18 protein-coding genes and 2 pseudogenes are annotated in these 22933 nt (G+C 62.3%); 10 read left to right on the top strand and 10 right to left on the bottom strand.

All coding sequences use genetic code 11. The features are described from left to right. The first annotated feature begins 275 nt into the window (after positions 1–275). Together AC1PLS_RS19755 and AC1PLS_RS19750 are read left to right on the top strand one after the other, a co-directional pair. A complete protein-coding gene (locus AC1PLS_RS19755; RefSeq protein ID WP_184434847.1) occupies positions 276–2504 on the top strand; it encodes a S9 family peptidase in 2229 nt (742 codons plus the stop codon). Positions 2505–2847: 343 nt separating this feature from the next. Beyond that, positions 2848–4632, top strand: coding sequence for a DUF885 domain-containing protein (locus tag AC1PLS_RS19750; RefSeq protein ID WP_184434844.1), 1785 nt, complete (start codon positions 2848–2850; stop codon positions 4630–4632). Between the two features lie 182 nt (positions 4633–4814). On the opposite strand, the pseudogene AC1PLS_RS19745 reads toward AC1PLS_RS19750, so the two are convergent. The 9 genes and pseudogenes from AC1PLS_RS19745 to AC1PLS_RS19705 all read right to left on the bottom strand — a co-directional run. Continuing rightward, positions 4815–5504, bottom strand: a pseudogene (locus AC1PLS_RS19745) (type IV secretion system protein); the annotation flags it as partial. A 33-nt stretch (positions 5505–5537) separates the two neighbouring features. Next, positions 5538–6074: a DUF4189 domain-containing protein gene (locus AC1PLS_RS19740; protein WP_080689419.1), complete on the bottom strand. Its 537-nt coding sequence runs from the start codon at positions 6072–6074 to the stop codon at positions 5538–5540. Between the two features lie 413 nt (positions 6075–6487). Further along, positions 6488–7027, bottom strand: coding sequence for a DUF4189 domain-containing protein (locus AC1PLS_RS19735; RefSeq protein WP_080689418.1), 540 nt, complete (start codon positions 7025–7027; stop codon positions 6488–6490). Positions 7028–7187: 160 nt separating this feature from the next. Beyond that, positions 7188–7484, bottom strand: a pseudogene (locus AC1PLS_RS19730) (type IV secretion system protein); the annotation flags it as partial. Between the two features lie 194 nt (positions 7485–7678). Beyond that, a complete protein-coding gene (locus tag AC1PLS_RS19725; protein ID WP_481103993.1) occupies positions 7679–8236 on the bottom strand; it encodes a DUF4189 domain-containing protein in 558 nt (185 codons plus the stop codon). 443 nt (positions 8237–8679) lie between these two features. Then, positions 8680–9009: a DUF4189 domain-containing protein gene (locus AC1PLS_RS19720; RefSeq protein WP_161961241.1), complete on the bottom strand. Its 330-nt coding sequence runs from the start codon at positions 9007–9009 to the stop codon at positions 8680–8682. A gap of 213 nt (positions 9010–9222) precedes the next feature. Continuing rightward, the gene (locus AC1PLS_RS19715; protein ID WP_184434838.1) at positions 9223–10377 is read right to left on the bottom strand and encodes a TrbL/VirB6 family protein; all 1155 of its coding nucleotides are present in this window, start codon (positions 10375–10377) and stop codon (positions 9223–9225) included. Between the two features lie 61 nt (positions 10378–10438). Beyond that, positions 10439–11380, bottom strand: coding sequence for a hypothetical protein (locus tag AC1PLS_RS19710; protein WP_311551649.1), 942 nt, complete (start codon positions 11378–11380; stop codon positions 10439–10441). Positions 11381–11575: 195 nt separating this feature from the next. After that, complete coding sequence (locus AC1PLS_RS19705; RefSeq protein ID WP_024939084.1) at positions 11576–12031, bottom strand: hypothetical protein; 456 nt, start codon at positions 12029–12031, stop codon at positions 11576–11578. Between the two features lie 198 nt (positions 12032–12229). On the opposite strand from AC1PLS_RS19705, the gene AC1PLS_RS19700 reads away from it, so the two are divergent. The 3 genes from AC1PLS_RS19700 to AC1PLS_RS19690 all read left to right on the top strand — a co-directional run bounded on the left by AC1PLS_RS19700 (position 12230) and on the right by AC1PLS_RS19690 (position 16589). After that, positions 12230–12472, top strand: a complete 243-nt coding sequence (locus AC1PLS_RS19700) for a hypothetical protein (protein WP_024939083.1) — start codon at positions 12230–12232, stop codon at positions 12470–12472. Positions 12473–12735: 263 nt separating this feature from the next. Continuing rightward, complete coding sequence (gene hemB, locus AC1PLS_RS19695) at positions 12736–13725, top strand: porphobilinogen synthase (protein WP_024939082.1); 990 nt, start codon at positions 12736–12738, stop codon at positions 13723–13725. A 344-nt stretch (positions 13726–14069) separates the two neighbouring features. Beyond that, positions 14070–16589: a PepSY domain-containing protein gene (locus AC1PLS_RS19690; RefSeq protein WP_184434835.1), complete on the top strand. Its 2520-nt coding sequence runs from the start codon at positions 14070–14072 to the stop codon at positions 16587–16589. Positions 16590–17470: 881 nt separating this feature from the next. On the opposite strand, the gene AC1PLS_RS19685 is transcribed toward AC1PLS_RS19690, so the two are convergent. Next, positions 17471–18352, bottom strand: coding sequence for a TolB family protein (locus AC1PLS_RS19685; protein ID WP_184434832.1), 882 nt, complete (start codon positions 18350–18352; stop codon positions 17471–17473). Positions 18353–18404: 52 nt separating this feature from the next. Between AC1PLS_RS19685 and aroE the strand changes: the two genes are divergently transcribed. The 5 genes from aroE to AC1PLS_RS19660 all read left to right on the top strand — a co-directional run bounded on the left by aroE (position 18405) and on the right by AC1PLS_RS19660 (position 22814). After that, positions 18405–19256 (top strand): shikimate dehydrogenase, encoded by an 852-nt coding sequence (aroE, locus tag AC1PLS_RS19680; RefSeq protein WP_024939079.1) that lies wholly within the window; start codon positions 18405–18407, stop codon positions 19254–19256. Next, positions 19246–19620, top strand: coding sequence for a hypothetical protein (locus tag AC1PLS_RS19675; protein ID WP_016902791.1), 375 nt, complete (start codon positions 19246–19248; stop codon positions 19618–19620). The genes aroE and AC1PLS_RS19675 overlap by 11 nt, the downstream gene beginning before the upstream one ends. Continuing rightward, positions 19617–19853 carry a hypothetical protein gene (locus AC1PLS_RS19670; RefSeq protein WP_126966442.1) on the top strand — a complete coding sequence of 79 codons (237 nt, stop codon included), beginning with the start codon at positions 19617–19619 and terminating at the stop codon, positions 19851–19853. The genes AC1PLS_RS19675 and AC1PLS_RS19670 overlap by 4 nt, the downstream gene beginning before the upstream one ends. Positions 19854–20106: 253 nt before the next feature. Further along, positions 20107–22242, top strand: coding sequence for an ATP-dependent DNA helicase DinG (gene dinG, locus AC1PLS_RS19665; RefSeq protein WP_184434829.1), 2136 nt, complete (start codon positions 20107–20109; stop codon positions 22240–22242). Positions 22243–22376: 134 nt separating this feature from the next. Next, positions 22377–22814 (top strand): hypothetical protein, encoded by a 438-nt coding sequence (locus tag AC1PLS_RS19660; RefSeq protein ID WP_024939076.1) that lies wholly within the window; start codon positions 22377–22379, stop codon positions 22812–22814. Positions 22815–22933 lie beyond the last annotated feature (119 nt).

Genomic DNA, 22933 nt, shown 5'->3' with positions numbered 1-22933 from the left:
GTTGGGGTGAAGGTACGCAAGTGGAGCCAGACCCACCGCCCCCCGTAACCTGCGCACCACGAAACGCGCATGTACCATCCGCAGCCCGCCAACTGCGACCATCAGCCCAAACGCACCTCTGCTCGCTAGAAACTGAGCGACAACAACCCAGCACCATGCTGCAGCACACGCGCAGAACCGCGCGCAGCCCTTCATCGCGCACGCGCAGCATCGCCGCGCTTCTCAAACACCCCACACGCCCGCATCCTGTGTGCTATCTCAAGACAGGATCTTCGATGCGCGCCCTGTTCGCCGCCCTTGCCCTCATGCTCAGCACGATCACCACCGCCCACGCCGAAAAACTCACCCTCGACGCCATCACCGGCCCATTGCCGTTGTCCGGCCCGACGCTGATGAAACCCAAGGTCGCCCCCGACGGCTCGCGCGTGAGCTTCCTGCGCGGCAAGGACAGCGACCGCAATCAGCTGGATCTGTGGGAGTACGACATCGCCAGCGGTCAGACCCGGCTGCTGGTGGATTCCAAAATCGTGCTGCCCGGCACCGAAACGCTCAGCGATGTCGAAAAGGCCCGCCGCGAGCGCCAACGCATCGCTGCCTTCGCCGGCATCGTCGATTACCAATGGGCGCCGGACGCACATGCACTGTTGTTCCCGCTCGGTGGCGAGCTGTATCTGTACGACCTGCGCAAGACCGGCGCGGCGGCAGTGCGCAAGCTCACCCACGGCGAAGGCTTCGCCACCGACGCCAAGCTCTCGCCCAGGGGCGGCTTCGTCAGCTTCGTGCGCGAGCGCAACCTGTGGGTGATCGACCTGGTCAGCGGCAAGCAGCTGCAGCTCACCAGCGACGGCAGCGAGACCATCGGCAACGGTGTGGCCGAGTTCGTCGCCGACGAGGAAATGGATCGCCACACCGGCTATTGGTGGGCGCCGGACGACTCGGCGATCGCCTTCGCGCGTATCGACGAATCCGGCGTGCCGGTGCAAAAGCGCCCGGAGGTCTATGCCGACCATACCGAGGTCATCAGCCAGCGCTATCCGCAGGCCGGTCAGCCCAATGTGGCCGTGCGGCTGGGTGTGATCGCACCGCGCGCCAACGCCGCCCCGCGCTGGATCGAGCTGGGCAGCAATCCCGATATCTATCTCGCACGGGTGGATTGGCGCGATGCGCAGCGGCTGACCTTCCAGCGCCAGTCGCGCGACCAGAAAACCCTCGAGTTGATCGAAGCCACGCTGGCCAGCGGCAAGCAACGCGTGCTGATCACCGAGACCTCGCCGACCTGGGTACCGCTCCACAACGATCTGCGTTTTCTCAAGGACGGCCGTTTCATCTGGAATTCCGAGCGCAGCGGCTACGAACATCTGTATGTGGCATCGGAAGATGGCCGCACGCTCACGCCGCTGACCTCCGGCGCCTGGGTGGTCGATGCACTGCTCGCCGTCGATGAGCAAGCCGGCACGGTGTATTTTTCCGCCAGCAAGGAATCGCCGACCCAGGCCCACATCTACGCCGTGCCGCTGGCCGGCGGTGCGATCGAACAACGTTCGACAACCCACGGCACGCACGCCGCCAGCTTCGCCAACAACGCCAGCGTGTATGTCGACAGCTGGTCCAACACCGCCACGCCGCCGCAGATCGAGCTGTTTCACGCCAATGGCGAAAAAATCGCCACGTTGCTGAAGAACGATCTGGCCGATCCCCAGCACCCGTATGCCAGATACCGCGACGCGCAGCGCCCGGTGGAATTCGGCACGCTCACCGCCGCCGACGGCACCACGCCGCTGCAGTATCGCCTGATCAAACCGGACGACTTCGACCCGGCCAAGCGCTATCCGGTGATGGTGTACGTGTATGGCGGCCCCGCCGCGCAGACCGTGCTCGATGCCTGGCCAAGCCGTGGCGATGCGCTGTTCGATCAATATCTTGCGCAGCGTGGTTACGTGGTGTTTTCGCTGGATAACCGCGGCACCCCGCGACGCGGCCGCGACTTCGGTGGCGCGCTGTACGGCAGGCAGGGCACGGTGGAAGTGGACGACCAGCTGCAAGGCGTGGCGTGGCTCAAGGCGCAGCGCTGGGTCGATCCCACCCGCATCGGCGTGCAGGGCTGGTCCAACGGCGGCTACATGACGCTGATGCTGCTGGCCAAACACAGCGACGCCTACGCCTGCGGCGTAGCCGGCGCACCGGTCACCGACTGGGGCCTGTACGACACCCACTACACCGAGCGGTACATGGACCTGCCGGCCGGCAACGCCGCCGGCTACCGCGACGCACGCATCGCCACCCATCTGGACGGCCTGCGCGCCAAGCTGCTGCTGATCCACGGCATGGCCGACGACAACGTGCTGTTCACCAACTCCACCGCGCTGATGAGCGCGTTGCAGGCGCGCGGCACTGCCTTCGAACTGATGACCTATCCCGGCGCCAAGCACGGCTTGTCCGGCAGCACTGCCCTGCATCGCTACAAGACCGCGGAGGCATTCATCCAGCGCTGCCTGATGCCCTGAGCGGCCGGCAATCGGGTGCCGGGGAGACGGAACTGCAGTGGTAAACGGTCGCCGATGCCTGGTATCGGCGACATTCACCAGAGCGGTCGGGCAGGAGATGCCCGTTGCAGTGTGGACCTGCACGGGCCGCGCGGCGAGGGAAGCCGGCGCCAGGTGGACGCCAGCCGCAAGCACGGGCGATGGCGCTAGCAAATGCTGACATTCGCCAGCACACCGCCAATCCAATCAACCTGGTAGCCGACCCGCAAGCGCCGCCGCACTCCTGCCGACCATGACCTAAGACGCATTGCCGCAGCCGCCGCGGATGGGTAGGGTCGCGCTACTCAACTTGCGGATCCGCCCCATGAAACCACTCGTTCTCGCCATTGCGCTGGCGCTCGGTGCTTCGCTGCCATTGCAGGCACAGACCGGTAAAGCCGCGCAGGCCCAGCCTGCCACGCCGGCCTGGGTGCAGACCAGCAATGGCTATGCACAGATCCTGCTGAACGCGCAGGCGCCGTTCCAGCCCGAATACGCCAGCTTCTTCGGCGTGCCCGGCTACGACGACCAGGTCATCGACCTGGGGCCAAACAACGCCGCGCGCTACCGCGATGCGATGAACAAGGCACGCGCCGCGTTGCAGGCCAAGCTGGCCACCGAGCGCGACGTCAATGTGCGCCAGGACCTGCAGATCATGATCGCTGCGGCCGAGCAGAACATCGAAGGCAGCGAACTCAACGAGCGCTATCTGTTGCCATGGAACGATGCCCCGCAGCTGGTCTTCAGCGGCCTCAATGGATTGTTGTCCGACCAGACCGTGCCCGAGCGCCGCGCCAAGGCGCTGGATCGCCTCAAGCGCTACGTCGGCCTGGTGCCGGGCAGCACGCCGACCACCACGCTGGCCCGCCAGCGCTACGAAGAACAGCTTGGCAACACCACCTTGCTGCAGCCCACCCAGCGCGAAGTGGAGCAGGCGCTGGCGAACGTGGACACCTACGTCGCCGGCATCGGCGAGTTGTTCGCCAAGTACAAGATCGCCGGCGGTGACGAAGCGCTCAAGGCGATGTCCACCCAGTTGAAGGATTACGCCAACTGGACCCGCACCAAAGTATTGCCGAAGGCACGCAAGGACACCCGCCTGCCCGAACCGCTGTATGCCTTCCAGCTCAAGCAGGTCGGCATTGATGTCGCCCCGCAGCAGCTGATTCAGCGCGCGCAGCTGGAATTCATGGAAACCCGCTCGGCGATGCGTCAGCTGGCGCCGCTGGTGGCTAAGGCCAAGGGCGTGCAGGGCAGCGATTATGTACAGGTGATCCGTGCGCTCAAGGGCAACAAGATCGCCGACGACCAGCTGGAAACTCACTACCGCGGCGTGATCGACCAGATCGACCCGATCATCCGTCAGCAGCGCATCGTCGATGTGCCCAATCGCCCGATGCAGATGCGCCTGGGCAGTGCCGCCGAAAGTGCCGCGCAACCGGCGCCGCACTTCCTGCCAGCACCGCTGATCGGCAATACCGGCCAGCAGGGCCAGTTCGTGCTGCCGCTGGGCAACCCGACCGCCGACGGCGCCAAGAAGGAGCAGTACGACGACTTCAACTTCGGATCGGCCGCCTGGACGCTCAGCGCGCACGAAGGCCGCCCCGGCCACGAGCTGCAGTTCACCGCCATGGTCGAACGCGGCGTGTCGCTGGCGCGCAGCCTGTTCGCGTTCAACTCGGTCAACGTCGAAGGCTGGGCGCTGTATGCCGAAGCCGAAATGGTCCCGTACGAACCGCTCGACGGTCAGCTGATCGCCCTGCAGTTCCGCCTGCTGCGCGCCGCCCGCGCCATGCTCGACCCGATGCTCAACCTCGGTCTGATCGACCGTGAACGCGCACGCCAGGTACTGGAAGACGACGTCGGCCTTTCGCCGGCGATGACCCGCCAGGAACTGGACCGCTACACCGTCCGCGCCCCCGGCCAGGCCGGTAGCTACTTCTACGGCTACACCCGCATCCTCGAACTGCGCATGCGCACCGAGCTGGTCCTGGGCAAGAAGTTCGACCGCCTGGCCTTCAACAACTTCCTGCTCGACCAGGGCCTGCTGCCACCAGACCAACTGGCCAAGGCGGTGGAAACGCAGTTCATTCCAGCGCAGCGAAAGTAACTGCGGTATCCGTGGTACCGGATAGCCGCTCTTATGGATAACTGCTTGGCCAGGTCGCGCGCTGAAACGCACGATCTGGCTTAGCGTTGTGCTGGTGAAGTATTTGCCAAAAGTCGTGTGCGGCTCGCCAGTCAAGGCCAGTCCGCTTGCGGGTTGAGTCCTCCAAGGCTCTGGGATGCGACTTATATAGATCTCGGGGTGAGCGTTTGTGTTGCTTGAAGCTGTCCTCTAACGACTCGCTGACCAATGGCTGTAGGCGCTTCATAAAGGCTGGCCGGTAAAGATGAATTAGCACCCCACCTGCTGTGGAGCATATGACCTGGCGGCTGCCCTTGGGGACCAGGAGAAGCGCTGCTCGCGCCAGCGGTACCAAATGCCGAGTACGCCATAAAGGTTCCCATGCTTCCTTGCCACAGCGCTGCAGCAACGGTAGGCATAGTGATGATGACAGTGGTAAGCAATAGACCGATGCCGCCTTGCTGCAAGGCTTGCAAGCTCAGGCCGTCCACGTCACTGCCCATCAGGCCGTTATTGATGGCTTTTGCGGCCCACAGTGCTGCTGCCACCTTGTAGGAGAGCTTGAGCACGATGGCCGAGACCACCGAGAGCATGGACATCGAGAACAGCGGGCCGATGACGTAGAGCAGCCATTTCTTGAACAGGTCCTTGGTGGAATCGAACATGAGCGCCAGGATGAAGATCGGCCCGACGTCGATCAAGAAGGCCATGGTGAACTTGAACAGCAGCAGCATGGAGCCCGCCGCCATCGCAGGACTTGCTGTGCCAAATCCGGCAAGCAGCATGGCATTGCTCTTCTTTTGAAGCGCCTCCGGATCATCGGAGTCGATGTTCACCACGTCTACAGCGGTTAGGGTCGTGAGATGAATTTACGATCACATAACTGCCTAAAACTCTTGAAATTTAGAATCTGAGCATGCTTGATATATGATCTTGCATTCGGCCTGTGGGGCGATTTTATTATCCTTCTCGCATCTTTTTAAAGCAAGACTACTTGCTTTTTTAACTGTGGCTGCGCCGACAAATCTCGAGAACCCAGCCGTCAGGGGTTTTCCATTTATTTGCGGTTCGGCTATTACGGCACACTGATTATAATAGCTGAGTCCCACCTGGCAGTTTTTCTCGCCATGAGATGCGCATCGCTTTAAGGCGTCTGATTCAGCTTCAGCTTTAGATAATTTCCCTGTAGTGACACCGTAACTCGTGGTTGAGTCAATGGACCCTATAGCTATAGCACCCCAGCTATCTATCCATTTCCCGGCGGGCTGGGGTGGTGGCTGTTTTGTTTTGTCTTGAGGAATTGGCGCGCAAGATACGGCGCCCTGGCCGCCTATCGGATATTGTCCAGGAGGACAGCCACCCTCCGCATGCGCAGCACCCATGTGAAATGGCAGGACCAATAAAATCAGATAACCGAACTTCATAAAATTTCCCTGTTTAATTCAGCTGATTCGGCTGTCATTTTGATTTGCAAGTCCTCTGGAGCCAGCGATTTCAGAGGTGGATGCCTGCTGGGAGTGCTGCGGTCCAGAGCGGTCCAGAAACGCGTTGGGTGGTCAAAGCTTGCACTGGCGCTGATTCTGAGACGGAGTTATTTCTTGTTTGCTGTGGAACATAAGACCCAGGCGGCTGCCCCTGTGGCCCAGGGGATGCGCTGCTCGCGCCAGCGGTACCAAATGCCGAGTACACCATAAACGTTCCCATGCTTCCCTGCCACAGTGCTGCCGCGACGGTAGGCATGGTGATGATGACCGCGGCTGCAATTAGCAATGATAATGCCGCCTAGCATCAGCCGGGTTGCAAGCTACTTTCAAGTATCCAATGAAAAGTAATAGAGTTAGAATTCTTGAAAAAATTGCTCCGTGCAATTCTTATATACAATTTTACATTCGACGTTGGCGGTAGTGCTGTTTTCACTTTTGCAGTTTCTTAATGCTATCCCACTTGCCTTTGAGACTGTTTCAGCGCCGGTGAATCTGACAAATCCTTTAGAAAGAGGTTTTCCATCGATTTGTGGTTCGGCAATGACTGCGCACTGATTTTCATAAGAAAGCGCAATTTCACAATTATCCTCGCCATGAGATGCGCAGCGTCTTAGAGCATCCTGTTCCGCTTCTGACTTTGAGGATTTACCAGAGGTAACCCCATAGCTCGTAGTCGAATCAATTGAACCCATAGCAATCGCTCCCCACGTTTTTATCCACTTTCCACTTGGACGAGATTTTTGCTGAACACTTCCTTGTGGGATTGGGGCGCATGTGATTGCTCCTTGACCTCCAATTGGGTATTGCCCCGCCGGACATCCGCCTTCAGCGTGCGCTAGAGGTGATAAAAAAATAATCAAAACTAGTGAGAGGATTACAGCTTGGATTCTCATATTGTTTCGCTCAAGTAAAGCGGCTGGTGTTATTGGCTGCACCCCTCGAGCCGCTACTTTCTTGTGGCGTTGAGGTCTGTAGGGCTCCTGAATAATTATGAGTACTCGGCAGCTGGTGTGAGGTTTCTGGAGTAGGGTTGTTACTTCCGCCGTGCTAGCGAATATGCGACCCAAGCGGCTGCCCTTGAGGCCCAGGGGCAGCACTGCTAGCACCAGCGGTACCAAATGCCGAGTACGCCATAAACGTTCCCATGCTTCCCTGCCACAGCGCTGCCGCGACGGTAGGCATGGTGATGATGAGGGTGGTCAACAGCAAGCCGATACCGCCTTGCTGCAAGGCTTGCGAGCTTAGGCCTTCGGTATTGTTACCCATCAGCCCGGTGATGCCTTTGGCAACCCAGAGCGCGATGGCGACCTTGGTGGAAAACTTGAGCACGATGGCCGAAGTCACACTAATGCATACGTACTGTGATCAGTCTAGGCTGTAAAACGTTCCCGAGGAAATTCCTTGGCTAGACGCCGAAAGGCTATGGGGAATTTGCAATTGATTTTACCTGAAATATAAGCGGAGACAAAAGGAGGATGGCTAAACGCATACTATTTCACAGCCATTCCGACCGTTCTGTGAGTCTGTGTTCTATTTAAACTAATTCAAAACTTCTCAAAAATTTGCTCAGAACAAGCGGTGTGAATTATTTTGCACTCAGTGCCTGGATTTTCCTCGCTACATCCACGAAGGGCTGCGCCTTTTGCAAGTTGTTCGGTAGGCTGCCTTGAAAACTCAATAATACCATCAGGTTTTGGCGATCCTTCGATTTGAGGTTCACCTATGGACATGCATTGATTGCGAAAAGTCGTCGAGGGCCGGCAGCCCTTGGCGCCTGACTTATTGCATCTATCCAAGGCCTCCCTTTTTGCTGCATCTTCTGAGGCAAGCCCAACCGGGACAGCATACAGAGGCTTGGCGTTAAGTACGCCTACTGCAACCGCGCCCCAAGTTTTTAACCACTTTCCAGCGGGGCGGGGCTGCGCGACCGTGGATTGCTGCTGCGGAATAGGGGCGCATGAGATCGCTCCCTGTCCTCCGATAGGATACTGACCTGTTGGGCAGCCTTGTTCCGCAAAAGCAGGATAAGACAGAGCAATCCCGGCGAGCATCATAGTTGCTTTTAGCATCAGTAAAAACCTCTGCAAACCAAAACTAGACAACCCGACCAGGATCGCCAGTCGGCGCGATGCCGCGCGATCCAGGCGCGGGCGCAACAGGAGCGCTACAGGAAACTCCCGATACTCGTGCAGTACTTAAATCGCGGATCTCTGTTGATCATTGCCTCTTGGCCCATCATTTCCTCGTTGTTGAGGACATGACGAGCCAGGCGGCTGCCCTTGGGGACCAGGAGAAGCGCTGCTCGCGCCAACGGTACCAAATGCCGAGTACGCCATAAACGTTCCCATGCTTCCCTGCCACAGCGCTGCCGCGACGGTAGGCATGGTGATGATGACAGTGGCCAGCAATAGACCGATGCCGCCTAGTTGCGATGCTTGCTAGCTCAAGCGTTCTACAACAAGTATAAAATTTATATTTTCTTGTCAGCTGGCGGCCTTGTTTGGCTGCTGCTGATTAATTCTGATAATTGAATAAATAAATTAAATCAATATTCTTCGAATACTTGCTCTGTGCAATCGCTATAGATAACGCTGCACTGGGCAGGAGTTGGGTTGCTTTTTTTGCATTGAGCTGACGCCGCAGTCGATGCTTTAGCGATGGTTTCGCCGCCAGAAAAGTGAACCGTACCTCCTGATGGTTTGCCCCCTATTTCCGGCGTTGATATTGCTGCGCATTGATTTTGATAGGTAAGCGTGATTTTGCAATCCTGTTCGCCGTGGGATGCGCATTTTTGCATTGCTTCACGCTGCGCATCGTTTTTAGAGAACTTGCCCGTCGAAACTCCGTAGTTTATGACTGAATTTACAGAGCCCATTGCGATTGCACCCCACGTTTTGATCCATTTTCCACTTGGTCGAGGCCGTGACTGTGAACTGTTTTGTGGGATTGGTGCGCATGCAACTGCCCCCTGTCCGCCAACAGGGTACTGCCCCGGGGGGCAACCTCCCTCTCCGTGTGCCGAGCTAACAGAGAAAGCTAAGATAATAATAAAAAATTTATAAATTCTCATAATGCCTCAGCCCAAAATTTAGATGACTTGGTTATTGCTCTGGGATGCGACACCTCTAGATCCCGGGGCGGGCGTTTGTATTGCTTGAGGCTGTCCTCCAGTGATTCGCTGACCGGTGGCTGTAGGCGCCTCATAAGAGCTGGGTGGCACAGATGAATTAGCACCCCTCTGCTGTGGAACATAAGACCCAGGCGGCTGCCCCTGTGGCCCAGGAGAAGCGCTGCTCGCGCCAGCGGTACCAAATGCCGAGTACGCCATAAACGTTCCCATGCTTCCTTGCCACAGCGCTGCCGCGACGGTAGGCATGGTGATGATGAGGGTGGTCAACAGCAAGCCGATACCGCCTTGCTGCAAGGCTTGCGAGCTTAGGCCTTCGGTATTGTTACCCATCAGCCCGGTGATGCCTTTGGCAACCCAGAGCGCGATGGCGACCTTGGTGGAAAGCTTGAGCACGATGGCCGATACCACCGAGAGCATGGACATCGAGAATAAGGTGCCGATCACATAGAACAGCCACTTCTTGAAGAGATCCTTGGTTGAATCAAACATCAGTGCCAGGATGAAGATGGGGCCAACGCCAACCAGGAACGCCATCGTGAACTTGAACAACAGCAGCATGGCGCCTGCCGCCATCGCAGGACTTGCTGTGCCAAATCCGGCAAGCAGCATGGCATTGCTCTTCTTTTGAAGCGCTTCCGGATCATCGGAGTCGATGTTCACCACATCCACGGCGGCCATCGCGAGCTGCGTATAGCCAAGATTTTCGTCGATTGCATCGGCTGCTGACGTACCGCTTTCGCCTGTGAACAGTTCGTGGATCTCCTGGTCCAGGTTCTGCGTCATCGTCTTGTGCAGCATCGCGCCGTTGCTTCCCACTGCAGTGGCGATACTCAGGATAAAGACGATTTTGGCGGCCTTGCCCATGGTCTCCATTGCCGAATTGCGAGACTGCCCGGTCGCCAGCCGATAGCCAACGATCATCACCCACAGCGTGACCAAAATCATGGCGATCACGCTCACCCACGTCATGGCACGGCCGATCAGCTCCATGCCGAACGTGTCGATTTCCTTATTCAGGTAATCATTGATCAGCTTGAAAAAGACATAGTCGCCAATGCCTGTATCGGCCATCGGCCTAAGCCAACTCAATGCACCCTGAAAAACGCTGTCCATATCCGCCCCGATTTGATCCTAATAAAACTGCCTGCCGTGCCCAGCAAATGTACAAGTGCACTCAATCAACTGATAATGCCGCCTTCAAAGCCGCAGCCTGTACCAGCTGGGTGACCAGTGGGATGCCGCCCTCCTTATTGCCGTCAAAGGCGCGCTTGGTCAGCTTTCGCTGGTCGCTTTTCAAAGAAGCTTCGTAGTAGTCGTAGGCTTTTAGCTTTGCCTGCCAGTAGTCGAGATCCATCGAGTTCTGCGCCACAAAACGCGCGACCTCGTTGTCATTTGCAGCAAGCGCGCCCTGGCTGGTTCCTACACCTTTCCGTTGCGACTGAATCTTCTGATCGAACTCTTTGTTGCGCTGAATCAATCGTTTGAGCATGCGGACAGACTCGTTGTAGCGCGCGTTTTCAGTCATCACCATCAACTGACAGATCTTGGTCTGCTCAGTCACCAGGTTGCCATCCATGTTGGGCAGCATACTTTTGATGCTTGTCATGATGCTTCCCAGGCCACTGCCTGCACCGGAGCATGCTGCTGCCATCCCGTAGTTGGGGTCACGCTCGGTGAAATTGTCTTCCATGTTGGTAATGCCAAAATTCAGGCTCTGCAGCTTGATCAACTGTTGCTGGTAGTGCGCATATTCTTTCTGGTATTGCGACAACGTTTCCTTCCAACGTTCGAAGTCCTTTCCGTATTCAGCAATCATGCTTTCCAGCGTTACCGGGTCATGGGTAATCACTTGTGCCTTTGCTTGACCAGCGCAAAGCCCCACGGAGAGGAGCAGGCCTGCTGCAAAGCGTGAAAATGGCACGCGTGAACGACGGACATGGTCAGTCATGGCAAGTCTCACTGAATTGGCTTGATACGGGAAAAAAGACAGGCGAAAGCACCAACGGGTCCTGTTGGCGGCTTGCCTGGGAGCGGGCGCAACGCCGCCGATACAGCCACAGGCGCCCGCGCTGGCGCTACTGTCAGCGCGGAAATTGTTCGTTTGAGTGCCTGCCACGGCCATCTTCCTTGTGTGCGGTTAAACGCAGGTCTGCCGTAAGGTGCCACAGAGCATGGCGCATTTCCAGACTTTTAATGCTCGGTTGTTTGATGAATACCTTCAGATTTTCGGGGGAAGCACTCTAGGGAGACGTGCGTGCTAGCCATTCGTCATCGCAAGGAAGCTTCGGCCCAGGCTGTAGTGAAGCGCCTCTCAGAGTTCTTTCGTAGATGTATCCCTGGCCCCCGCCGGCACCCAGATCGCCATGCCGGCCGCACGCTTCTGTGTGGTCGGGATGCCGATGCCCAGGCCACCGCCGACCCGGCCGCCGTAGCTGCCGCCGCCGACCGACAGGCCGCCGCCGGAGCGTTCCGAGCCCACGCCGACGATGACCACGCCGTTGGCGCCAAGCTTGGCGGCTTCGCGCTTGAGCCGTTGCACGGCCGCATCGGTCTGGCCCTGGGTGCCGAAACCGGCAGCGCTGGTGGATTCGAGCTGGGCGATTTCCACCGAGCCGACCGGTGCATTGGAGTACACCTGCACCAGTGACGGGTCGATCGGCGCGCGCGCCTGGCCCAGCATCACCTTGGAACTGCTGGCGCAACCGGCCAGCAAGGCAACGGTGGCAGCCGCGATGGCGGCATTCCTGATCAGCGATTGCATGTACATGGTGGAACCCCCTGTGGGTAATGGCAACGATGATCCGGCGCCCGGACTGAATCGCTCTGGACTTTGCCGCACCCTAGCCATGCCCACGTGAGGCTACCGCCAAGCCGCCATTGGTCAGGGTGAACATCTGCCCACAGCGCCTTGGCGGGCGCGGCGCTAAGCTCGTGGCTTCTTTGAATGGCGAGGTGGCACGTGGGATTGATCAGCCTGCTGTGGGGCATTGTGGCGCTGCTGTGGATGGTGCTGGCCTTCATCCCGTTGCTGGGCTGGGGCAACTGGTTCCTGATCCCGTTTGCGGCGTTGGGCGCGCTGATCGCGGCGATCGCGCTGCTGTTCACCTCGGCCGGCAATCGCGGACGTGCCAAGACCGGTCTGCTGCTCAACGGCCTGGTGATCGTGGTCGGGGTGATCCGCCTGAGCCTGGGCGGCGGCGTGATCTAGCACGCGGCGTCGCCTTCCAGGCAGGTCGCGCGAGTTCGGAGGGCCGTGCGCCGGCTGGCGATGGAGAAGATCGACGCGTGGCACCGCCGCCAGCCGGGCGCGTTCCCTGTGGGGTGAGCTGACCGCGTGGTCCAAGCGGATCACGCTTGCATTGCATTGATCACGGCGTGATCCGGCCCGTTGCACCGCTGCGACACAGCGTCGCAGCGCGTCCGGCGGCGGGTCGCGGGCGTAAACTTGCGGGCTGCTGACAGGAGCCCACGATGGCCCATCCCCACTACCGTCCCCGCCGCATGCGCCACGATGCGTTTTCGCGCCGTTTGATGCGCGAAAACACGCTGACCACCGATGACCTGATCTGGCCGGTGTTCGTGCATGAGTTGTCCGGCCGCGCGCCGATCGCGTCCATGCCCGGCGTCGAGCGCCTGTCGCTGGACGAATTGCTGCGCGAAGCCGAAGCGGCCCTGGAGCTGGGCATTCCGGTGATCGACCTGTTCCCGGTGATCGACCCGGCCGGCAAGAGCCTGGACGCGGCCGAGGCGTGGAATCCGGACGGCCTGGCGCAGCGTGCGGTACGCGCGCTGAAAGCGCGGTTTCCCGAACTCGGCATCATGACCGACGTGGCGCTGGACCCGTACACCACGCACGGCCAGGACGGCATCATCGATGCCAAGGGCTATGTGCTCAACGAGATCACCGTCGAGGCGTTGGTCAGGCAGTCGCTGTCGCATGCCGAAGCCGGTGTGGACATCATCTCGCCGTCGGACATGATGGATGGCCGCATCGGTGCGATCCGCCGCGCGCTGGATGCGCAGGACCATCTCAATGTGCGCATCATGGCTTATTCGGCCAAGTACGCCTCGGCGTTCTACGGCCCGTTCCGCGATGCAGTCGGCAGCGCCGGCAATCTGGGCAAGGCCGACAAGACCACCTATCAGATGGACCCGGCCAACAGCGACGAGGCCATGCGCGAGATCGCGCTGGACCTGGAAGAGGGCGCGGACATGGTGATGGTCAAGCCGGGCATGCCGTATCTGGATGTGGTGCGGCGGGTGAAGCAGGAATTCCGCGTGCCCACCTTCGCCTATCAGGTCAGCGGCGAGTACGCGATGCTCAAGGCCGCCGCCGCCAATGGCTGGCTGGACGAACGCAAGTGCGTGCTGGAAGCGCTGATGGCGTTCAAGCGCGCCGGCGCCGATGGCGTGCTGACCTATTTCGCACCGCAGGTGGCGCGTTGGTTGCGGGAAGGCTGAGTGCGCCGAGGCGGTGCTGTGACGCCCTCCAGGCCGCAATCGGCGCCTGCAGGCTTGGCCCGATTCGAAAAACCCAACGATCTCGCAGGCCGCGTTCTGTCCCGGCCTGCGCTGCGTGCGGCGCGCGCCATCCTTCCGGATGGGGAGGGAAGGTGTGGCGCAGGCAGCTTGATCAATCTGCTTCCCGCAGATCAATGGGTACCGGCGTTGCTGCAATGATCGAGTGACATAGCAGTCGCTGACTGACGGCGCTGCGGCAGTGGCATGAGCCTCGCAATCCCACGCAAACTGCGATAACGATTCTCATCTACAATGGCGAGCCCACTGTTTGCGGCTGCTCGCGCGTGCTCAAGACCGTCCTGTTCCAATTGCACTGGCTGCTCGGCATCACGGCCGGGCTGGTGCTGTCGGTGATGGGGCTGACCGGCGCGTTGATGTCCTTCGAAAACGAGATCGTGCGGTTGGCCAATCCGGCCATCGCGCAGCTGGCACAGCGGCATGCCGCAGGCGAGCGGCCATTGCCGGTGGATGTGCTGCTGCGCCGGCTGGACCTGGATCAGCAACAGGCGGTCACCCGTATGCTGATCGATCCGACTGGTAAGCGTCCGTCCAATGCACGCCTGGCCGGCAAGGACGGAGGCCGGGTGTACTTCGATCCTTACACCGGCGACAGGGTCGCCGCCCCGCGGCTGAGCGGCGCGTTTGCCTTTATCGAAGACCTGCATCGCCATCTGACCGCCGGCAAGCGTGGCCAGGCGGTGACCGGTGCGAGCACCCTGATCCTGCTGTTTTTCTGCGCTTCCGGCCTGTATCTGCGTTGGCCGCGACGCTGGTGGAGTCTGCGCACCTGGTGGGCAGTGGAATGGCGGCGGCAGGGGCGCAGTTTTCTGTGGAGCCTGCACGCGGTGTTCGGCACCTGGTGTCTGCTGGTGTACCTGCTGGTGGCGCTGACCGGGCTGACCTGGTCCTACAACTGGTACCGCGACGGCATGGTGGCCTTGCTCGGCACCGAGCCGGCGATGCGTGGCGGCGGGCGCGATCACCGCCCGGCCACGGTGGATTTTGCAGCCGTGCAACGCACCCTGGATGCCATCCCGGCCACACACAGCGCGGCACTGGACCTGCGTATCCCGCCGCGTGCGGGGCAACCGCTGAGCGTGCGGTTCCTGCCCGACCATCCCGATCACGATCGCGCCTACGACAATCTGGAGATCGAGCCGGGCAGCGGTGCGTTGCTGCGTCGCCAGGACTATGCACTGCTGCCGCGCGGGCAGCAGTTGCTGGTGAGCATGTTTCCGCTGCATTCGGGCAGCTTCTTCGGGCTGCCGGGCCGCATCGTGGTGATGCTGGCCAGTGTCGGCATGTCGGTGTTCTTCGTGACCGGCTGGCTGTTGTACCTGGATCGCCGCCGCAAGAAGCGCGCGCTGCGTGCCGCGCGCGATGTCCTGCACGGTGCCCCAGCGGCCTCGCAGGCCGAGCCGTGGTTGATCGGGTTCGCCAGCCAGAGCGGGTTTGCCGAACGGCTGGCCTGGCAGGCGGCCGGGCATCTGCAGGCGGCCGGTCTGCCGGTGCAGGTGCGCTCGCTGGCACAGCTCACCGCGCAGCATCTGCAGGGCACCCGGCATGCCTTGTTCGTGGTCAGCACCTTCGGCGATGGCGAGCCGCCCGATACCGCCCGCAGCTTCGAGCGCGAACTGTTGCGTCAGCGCATGACGCTGCCACAGCTGACCTATGCCCTGCTCGCCCTGGGCGACCGCCAGTACGCGCAGTTCTGCGGGTTTTCCCGACGCATCGAGCAGTGGCTGCAGGCGCAGGGCGCGCAGCCGTTGTTTCCGGCAGTGGAGATGGACAACACCGATCCGCAGGCCCTGGCGCAATGGCATGCGCAACTGGCGCAGATTGCCGGTGCGCCGGTGGCCGCCGTGCCGCTGGCCCGCCCGACGCTGCTGCACTGGACGTTGGCGGCGCGCACGCATCTCAACCCGGGCAGCGAGGGAGCACCGATCTGGCAGATCGATCTGCTGCCACCGCCCGGCACGCACTGGCAGGCCGGCGACATCCTCGAAGTGCAGCCGGCGCACGCCTACACGCACGTGCGCGCGTGTCTGGCCGCCTGGGGCCTGCCGCCCGACGCGCTGGTGCATGTCGATGCGCAGTTGCTGCCGCTGCAGCAGGCCGTCGCCGAGCGCGTGCTACCGGAGCCGCCCACGCGCCCGCCCACGCCGCATCCGGATCCGCAGACCTGGCTGGACGCCTGCGCCTGGCTGCCGACCCGCGATTACTCGCTGGCCAGCGTGCCGGCCGATGGCGTTGCGACCGCGGTGGTGCGCCTGACCACAGGCGCCGACGGCAGCCCCGGCCTCGGTTCGGGCTGGCTGATCTGCCACGCACCCATCGGTGGGCAGATACGCGCGCGGTTGCGCACCAATCCCGGATTCCATCGCATCGAACAGGCGCCGATGGTGTTGATCGGCAACGGCACCGGTATCGCCGGTTTGCGCAGTCTGCTACGCGAGGCCGAGCTGGCCGGCGTGCACGGACATTGGCTGCTGTTCGGCGAACGGCAGGCCGCGCACGATGGTCTGTTTGCCGACGAACTCCAGGCCTGGCACGCGCGTGGCCATCTGCAGCAGCTGGACCGGGTGTTCTCGCGCGACCAGGCGCACAAGCGCTACGTGCAGCATCACTTGCGCGAGACCGGCGACACCTTGCGCCACTGGATCGATCGCGGTGCGGTGATCCATGTCTGTGGCAGCCTGGACAGCATGGCGCGTGAGGTCGATGCCACGCTGCGCGAATTGCTGGGCGAGACGCGGCTGGAGTCGCTGACCGCAGCGGGACGTTATCGGCGCGATGTGTATTGAGCGCGGTCATGGCCACTACATCGCTGGGTTGGAGCGGCTAGTAAAACGTGGCGTGCGGTCGTCAAGCGGATGCGAACGGTTTGGGAAAATCCCGGTGAACGACGGAGACATGCTGCGTCCTAGCAAGCATCGACCGCGCCCTCCTTGCAGCGTGTGCGCTGGTTTTGTTAGCTGCCAACCATGGCGGCGTCTAAGCGCGGTCCGATGCTTGAATCAAAAGCCTGGTTGGTCGAGGACGTGATGCCCTCACCACTTCCGGGACACGCCGTGAATCCGTCCATGGAGGCTCCTTGGCGGCATCCATGCCGCCAAGTGTCCCAGAACCGGTAAGGACATCACGCCTGCCAAGTTGGTCGTGCGCTGATGGAACCGCACAAGCGGGATGACTTAAGCGAGGCGACTTAACGCAGCTGTCTGGCTGCTTGTATCCATGTGTGGATGACTATTAGCGATAGGGGGCAAACCCAATCCACTTACTGCCTGCATTCGACGGAAAGTTTTGGAAATCAGACCACGTCTGCCAGATCACAAGGATCATGCAACCACCGCTGCATCTGACCGCAGGCTGCCGGTCCCGCTTCTGACCATGCACACCGACCATCCCGACTGGTCCTTGCCCGCTCACCGTCGCGGGACCTTACGCGGCATGGATGCCGCGTAAGAGCCTACATGGACGTACTTGCGGCGTGTCCTGCGATGGTGGGCGGGCAAGGGCCCTGCGACCAAGCCTCAGATCAGCAGCTCTGCAATCAGACCTCGTGCAGCCAAACAGCAGATCAGCAGTCCTGCAGCGAGGACCCAGATCATCCGCTCTGCAACAGCTTGGCGTGAAGTCGTATTCCCAGCAGCCCCTTGGCAAGGGTCTGCGCACCCACCCATCCTCAACGGCAGCTCGTATCCCCCTCCACCGCCGGCGCCTTCATCCGGTAGATGTCCAGCTGCCCCGCACGCGGTGCGCGCGCGCTGCCGGTCACCAGCAACTCGCCTGGCTTGGCCGCATCCACCACCGCACCGAAGGTGCGTTCCTGCGGCCCGTTGAACGACAGCGGCACTGCCTGGCCCACGGCGTAATGGCCGTCGCTGCAGGTCGCCAGCAATAACTGGCTGGGACCATTTTGCTGGCCGCGTGCCCATACCAGCCCCCGTCCATCGCCAAGCCAGGCCGCATCCAGCTCGTCGGCAGCGCTGTTGATATCGCTCAATGGCACCGGCGCGATGAAGGCCTGCCCATCCCAGCGCGCCACGAACATGTCCATGCCGCCGGCGCCGCCGTGGCCGTTGCTGGCGAACAACAGGCGCGTGCCGTCCAGCGACAGTGTCGGGGAGCGCTCGTCGCCGCGGCTGTTGATCGCCGCGCCCAGCGATTGCACCGCACCGATCCGGCCCTGCGCATCCACCGGTGCGCGATACAGGTCGGCGCCGCCGGCACCGCCAGGGCGGCTGGAGGCAAACAGCAGCCAGCGGCCATCGGCACTGAACAGCGGGGAGGTCTCGTCCTGCGCGGTGTTGATCTGCAGCACTTCTGCGTTCTGCCAGCGCCCGCCATTCAACCGGGCCTGCCACAGATCCCAGCCCCCGGTGCCGCCGGCGCGGTCGCTGGCCCAGACGATGCGTTGCCCGTCCGGACTCAGCGTGGCGCGCGCTTCGTTGGCCGGCGTGGAGACCACGCCCATGCCTTCGATGCCGAATTCGGCAAGCCCCGACGCGGCCGGGACGCAGAGTAAACTTGCCGCCAGCGCGAGCAGTGTCCATCGAAGTTGCATGCGGGGTTCCTGCCTCAAGTCGCGCACAGTCTAGTCAACCAGAGAGCGTTTCATGCCCGTATCCCGTTATGCCGTGTTCGGTCACCCCGTCGCCCATTCGCTGTCGCCGGCCATCCATGCCGACTTCGGGAAGCAGACCGGCATCGCGCTGGACTACACCGCCATCGACGCACCGCCAGAAGAGTTCGCTGCCGCGCTGGAGCGCTTCGCCGACGAAGGCGGCAAGGGCGCAAACGTCACCCTGCCGCTGAAGGAGGCCGCCTGTGCGTTGTCGGCCAGCCTGAGCGATCGCGCGCGTCTGGCCGGTGCGGTCAACACACTGGTGCGCAACGACGGCCAGTGGCAGGGCGACAACACCGATGGCGCCGGTCTGGTACGTGACCTCACCGACCGCCACGGGCTGGATCTGCGCGGTCGCCGTGTGCTGCTGCTCGGCGCCGGTGGTGCCGCGCGCGGCGTGGCGCCGGCGCTACTGGAAGCGGGCATCACCGAAATGGTGGTGGTGAACCGCTCGCCCGAGCGTGCCGATGCCTTGTGCGATGCGCTCGGCGAGCCGGGGCGGGTGGTCTCGCGCTACATCGAAGACCTGCGCGATCTGGGCGACTTCGAACTGATCGTCAATGCCACCGCGGCTGGGCGCGATCGCGACGCCGGTGCGTTCGCCATGCCGCTGGGCCTGGTCAACAGCCTCACCGCGGCGGTCGATCTCAATTATGGCCCCACCGCCATCGCCTTCCTGGCCTGGGCACGCGCGGCGCAATGCCGCTACGCCGTCGATGGCCTGGGCATGCTGGTGGAGCAGGCCGCCGAGAGCTTCGCGCTGTGGCACGGAGTGCGCCCGGACACCGACCCGGTCTACGCCGCGCTGCGCGCGCGCGAGGCCGTTCTGGTCAGTGCCGACTGAGGTGGGCAGCGTCACCGCCACCGATATCCTGCTGACCCTGGTCACCAGCCTGCTGTCGCGCGTGCCGATGCTGATCGCGTTGCTGCTCGGGCTGGTTCTGCTGTGGCGTGCCTCGCAAAGCCCGTTGCGGCGTGCCGGGCTGGCCGCGCTCTGGCTGCTGCTGGGCTGCTTGTTTGCCGAGGTTGCCTTCCAGGCGATTCCGATGCTGTTGCTGCAGCAAGGCAATGTGCGTCAGATCAGCATGGTGACCAGCATCGCCCACTTCGTGCTGATGGCGATGCAAGGCGTGGGCATCGGCGTGCTGGTGTGGACGCTGGCAGGCAGCCTGCAACGCGTGCCGCCCGCCGCCGGCCCGCGCCCATGATTCCGCTCAAAGCCATCGCGCTGGTGGTGGTCGGGCTGGTCAGTGCCGGGCAGGGCGGGTGGACGCTGCTGCATCCGCAGGCGCTGGCTGCGGTCAATCGCGGCGGCCTGCTGTATGAGCGCTTCGGGCCCACTGGCGTGGGTGCCGGCATGTTGCTGATGGGCGTCGCAATGGTGGTCATCGGGCTGGTCTGGGCACGCTATGCATGGCCGCCGCGGACGCAAGGCCGCTGACAACGTGGAGCGACGCTGCCTGCTCGTTGTAGGCAGCGCAGGGTGATTGGGGCGGCATCCGTTGCGCGCCCCTTCGGGTCAGAACTTGCGGGCAGTGCCCGCCAGCGATGATCGGATCCGACGCATGCAGTGGCCGTGCAGCGTGCGTACCCGGGACCAAGATGGCGGTGGCGCCGCCCCGCGCCAGCAAACACGTTCAGCCGAGTGCCACGCCGGTCGCAGGCGCTGCGCCGGTCCGTGCGAAAATAGCGCGATGAATGAAGTCGCCCCACCGGCCGCGCCGTCGGCGCCGGTTCCCACCCAGCGCGTTCTGACCGATCCGATCAAGGCCGGCATCCGCGAGGCCTACGCCAAGCTGCAGGCCAACACGCCCGGCTTTGCCACACGGCGGGCGCAGAGCCAGATGATCGGCCTGGTCTCACGCGCGCTGGCCACCTCCGGCGGCATCGGCATTGCCGAGGCCCCCACCGGGGTCGGCAAGAGCCTGGGCTATCTCACCGCTGGCGTGCCGATCGCCCTGGCCACCAAGAAGAAGCTGGTGATCAGCACCGGCACCGTGGCGCTGCAGTCGCAGTTGGTGGAGCGCGATATTCCGGCTTTCCTCAAGGCCACCGGGCTGGAAGCCACGGTCGCACTGGCCAAGGGCCGCACCCGCTACCTGTGCACGCGCAACGCCGCCGAGCTGCAGGGCGAGACCAGCCAGGAAGGGATGTTCGACGACGAACAGGTGCTCTACGACCGCCCGCTCAGCCCGGCCGACGCGGATCTGGCCAAGCGCCTGGCCACGGCCTACGCCGAGCGCAGCTGGAACGGCGATCTGGACGATGCGCCCGAGCAGGTCTCGGTGCCGCTGCGCCTGCGCATCACCACGCCGGCCTCCGGCTGTGCCGGCCGCCGCTGCAGCTACGCCGCGCAATGCCCGGTGCTGAAGGCGCGCACCGACGTGCGCGAAGCGCAGATCGTGGTCACCAACCATGCATTGCTGTTGTCGTCGCTGTCGCTGGGCGATGCCGAGAATGGCCAGCCCTTGATCGCCCCGCCCGCCGACATGCTGCTGGTGCTCGACGAAGGCCATCACATCGCCGGCGTGGCGATCGACCAGGGCGCCGCCAGCCTGCCATTGGACGAGATGGCCAAGCGCACCGGTCGGCTGCAGATCCTCATCGCCGCCGCCTACCGCGCGGTGGACAAGGACAAGCTCGGCAATCTGCTGCCCAACGAGGCCATCGAGGTGGCCGCGCGCGTGTCCAAGCTGCTCAAGGCCTTCCACGCCGAGGTCGAACGCGTGTGGAAGCCCGAGCCCGGCGAGCGCGATCCCTTGTGGCGTGCGGCCAACGGCAAGCTGCCGCCGCAATGGGGCCCGGCCATCGAAGAACTCGGCGAAGAAACCCGCGCGTTGTTCAACTGGGTGCATGCCGCGCACAGCGCGATCGCCAAGGGCAAGCAGGACGACTCGGCGCGCGAACGCCTGCAGCGCAGCCTCGGCCTGGCTCTGGAAATGGCCGAGCAGCAACACAGTCTGTGGAGCGGCTGGCGGCGCGAAGACAAGGAAGGCCAGCCGCCGATGGCGCGCTGGATCACCCTCTCGCGCGACGGCGATCTGATCTGCCATTGCTCGCCGGTGTCGGCCGCGCAGGTGCTGCGCACGATGATCTGGAACGAAGTGGATTCGGTGGTGATGACCTCGGCCACACTCACCGGCGGCGGCGATTTCCAAGCGTTCGCGATCGACAACGGCCTGCCCGATCACGCCGAAATGGCCTCGCTGGCCTCACCGTTCGACCTGCCCAATCAGGCCGAATTGATCGTGCCCAATTTCCCGGTCACCCCAGACGATCGCGAAGGCCACCCGAAGGAAGTTGCGCGTTACCTGGTGCGCGAACTCGACTGGACCGGCAAGGGCAGCATCGTGCTGTTCACCTCGCGCTGGAAGATGGAAAAGGTCGCCGACCTGATGCCGCTGGCGCAGCGCAACCGCGTATTGGTGCAGGGCGAGGGCAACAAGTCGCAACTGATCACCGAACACCTGCGCCGTATCGCCGCCGGCGAAGGCTCGGTGCTGTTTGGCCTGAACTCCTTCGGCGAAGGCCTGGATCTGCCCGGCGATGCCTGCACCACGGTGGTCATCACCCAGGTGCCATTCGCGGTGCCGACCGACCCGCAGACCTCGACCCTGAGCGAATGGCTGGAAAGTCGCGGCCATAACGCCTTCAACCTGATCGCCATCCCGCACGCGCTGCGCACGCTCACGCAGTTCGCGGGCCGCTTGATCCGCAGTTCCAGCGACCACGGCCGCGTGATCATCCTCGACTCGCGCCTGCTGACACGCCGCTACGGCAAACGCATCATCGACGCGTTGCCGCCGTTCAAGCGGGTGATCGGGCGCTGATATTGGCATTGCGCGTGCCGTGCAGCGACAAAGCGCGCAACGGGTGAATAAGTCACCCGTTGCGCGCGTATCAACACTACACTGCTGCTGCACCACACCTGCCCGCCCAACTTACTGGCCCGCCAAGGGGAGCCATGAGCACTCGTTTTTATGCCTTGGCACTGTTCCCGATGCTCTTGGCGCATGCAGGCAGTGGCATGACCACGGTGCCGGATCGCTTTGTTGGTCAGTGGGCTGGGAGGGCCGAGTCTTGCGGGTCGGACGCAGACGATTTGATGCTGCGCATTGCGCCTGGGCATATCACCTACTGGGAGAGTGACGGCCCAATCAAGGCGGTTGTGGTTCGGGGAGATGCGGAGATTGCGTTGATCGTCGAGCTCTCGGGTGAGGGCGAGACGTGGCTGTCAACTGCACAGTTCACGCTGTCCCCAGACGGGATGCAGTTAGCGGACACGGTGACCATGCCAGGGAAGACATTGGTTCGTTACAAGTGCCCAGATGCCGTGCGCACGCCGCCTGAGCGTGTGTCGGAGCCACGTCTGCTTCGTGAGCCGGCTAAAGTGAGGCATTGAATAACACTTCAAGCGCCAGCGTTGCATTGCAGCATCGGTGCATCGCATTCGGCAGTTTCGTCATGCATTGCAGACATCGATAACGCAGCGCCGCCCAGGAAAGCGCTGTTATCTGCAAC

This window comes from Xanthomonas sp. NCPPB 3218, assembly GCF_056725185.1.
The sequence above is the reverse complement of the archived record's forward strand: the minus strand, read 5'-3'. Positions and strand labels throughout refer to the sequence as shown.

Bases quoted from the DNA above. Each gene is read 5' to 3' on its own strand.
- AC1PLS_RS19715 (WP_184434838.1), bottom strand. From the start codon at position 10,377: ATGGACAGCGTTTTTCAGGGTGCATTGAGTTGGCTTAGGCCGATGGCC.
- AC1PLS_RS19660 (WP_024939076.1), top strand. From the start codon at position 22,377: ATGAGCACTCGTTTTTATGCCTTGGCACTGTTCCCGATGCTCTTGGCG.
- AC1PLS_RS19705 (WP_024939084.1), bottom strand. From the start codon at position 12,031: ATGTACATGCAATCGCTGATCAGGAATGCCGCCATCGCGGCTGCCACC.
- dinG (WP_184434829.1), top strand. From the start codon at position 20,107: ATGAATGAAGTCGCCCCACCGGCCGCGCCGTCGGCGCCGGTTCCCACC.
- aroE (WP_024939079.1), top strand. From the start codon at position 18,405: ATGCCCGTATCCCGTTATGCCGTGTTCGGTCACCCCGTCGCCCATTCG.
- AC1PLS_RS19750 (WP_184434844.1), top strand. From the start codon at position 2,848: ATGAAACCACTCGTTCTCGCCATTGCGCTGGCGCTCGGTGCTTCGCTG.
- AC1PLS_RS19685 (WP_184434832.1), bottom strand. From the start codon at position 18,352: ATGCAACTTCGATGGACACTGCTCGCGCTGGCGGCAAGTTTACTCTGC.
- AC1PLS_RS19755 (WP_184434847.1), top strand. From the start codon at position 276: ATGCGCGCCCTGTTCGCCGCCCTTGCCCTCATGCTCAGCACGATCACC.
- AC1PLS_RS19720 (WP_161961241.1), bottom strand. From the start codon at position 9,009: ATGGGCTCTGTAAATTCAGTCATAAACTACGGAGTTTCGACGGGCAAG.
- AC1PLS_RS19740 (WP_080689419.1), bottom strand. From the start codon at position 6,074: ATGAAGTTCGGTTATCTGATTTTATTGGTCCTGCCATTTCACATGGGT.
- AC1PLS_RS19670 (WP_126966442.1), top strand. From the start codon at position 19,617: ATGATTCCGCTCAAAGCCATCGCGCTGGTGGTGGTCGGGCTGGTCAGT.
- hemB (WP_024939082.1), top strand. From the start codon at position 12,736: ATGGCCCATCCCCACTACCGTCCCCGCCGCATGCGCCACGATGCGTTT.
- AC1PLS_RS19735 (WP_080689418.1), bottom strand. From the start codon at position 7,027: ATGAGAATCCAAGCTGTAATCCTCTCACTAGTTTTGATTATTTTTTTA.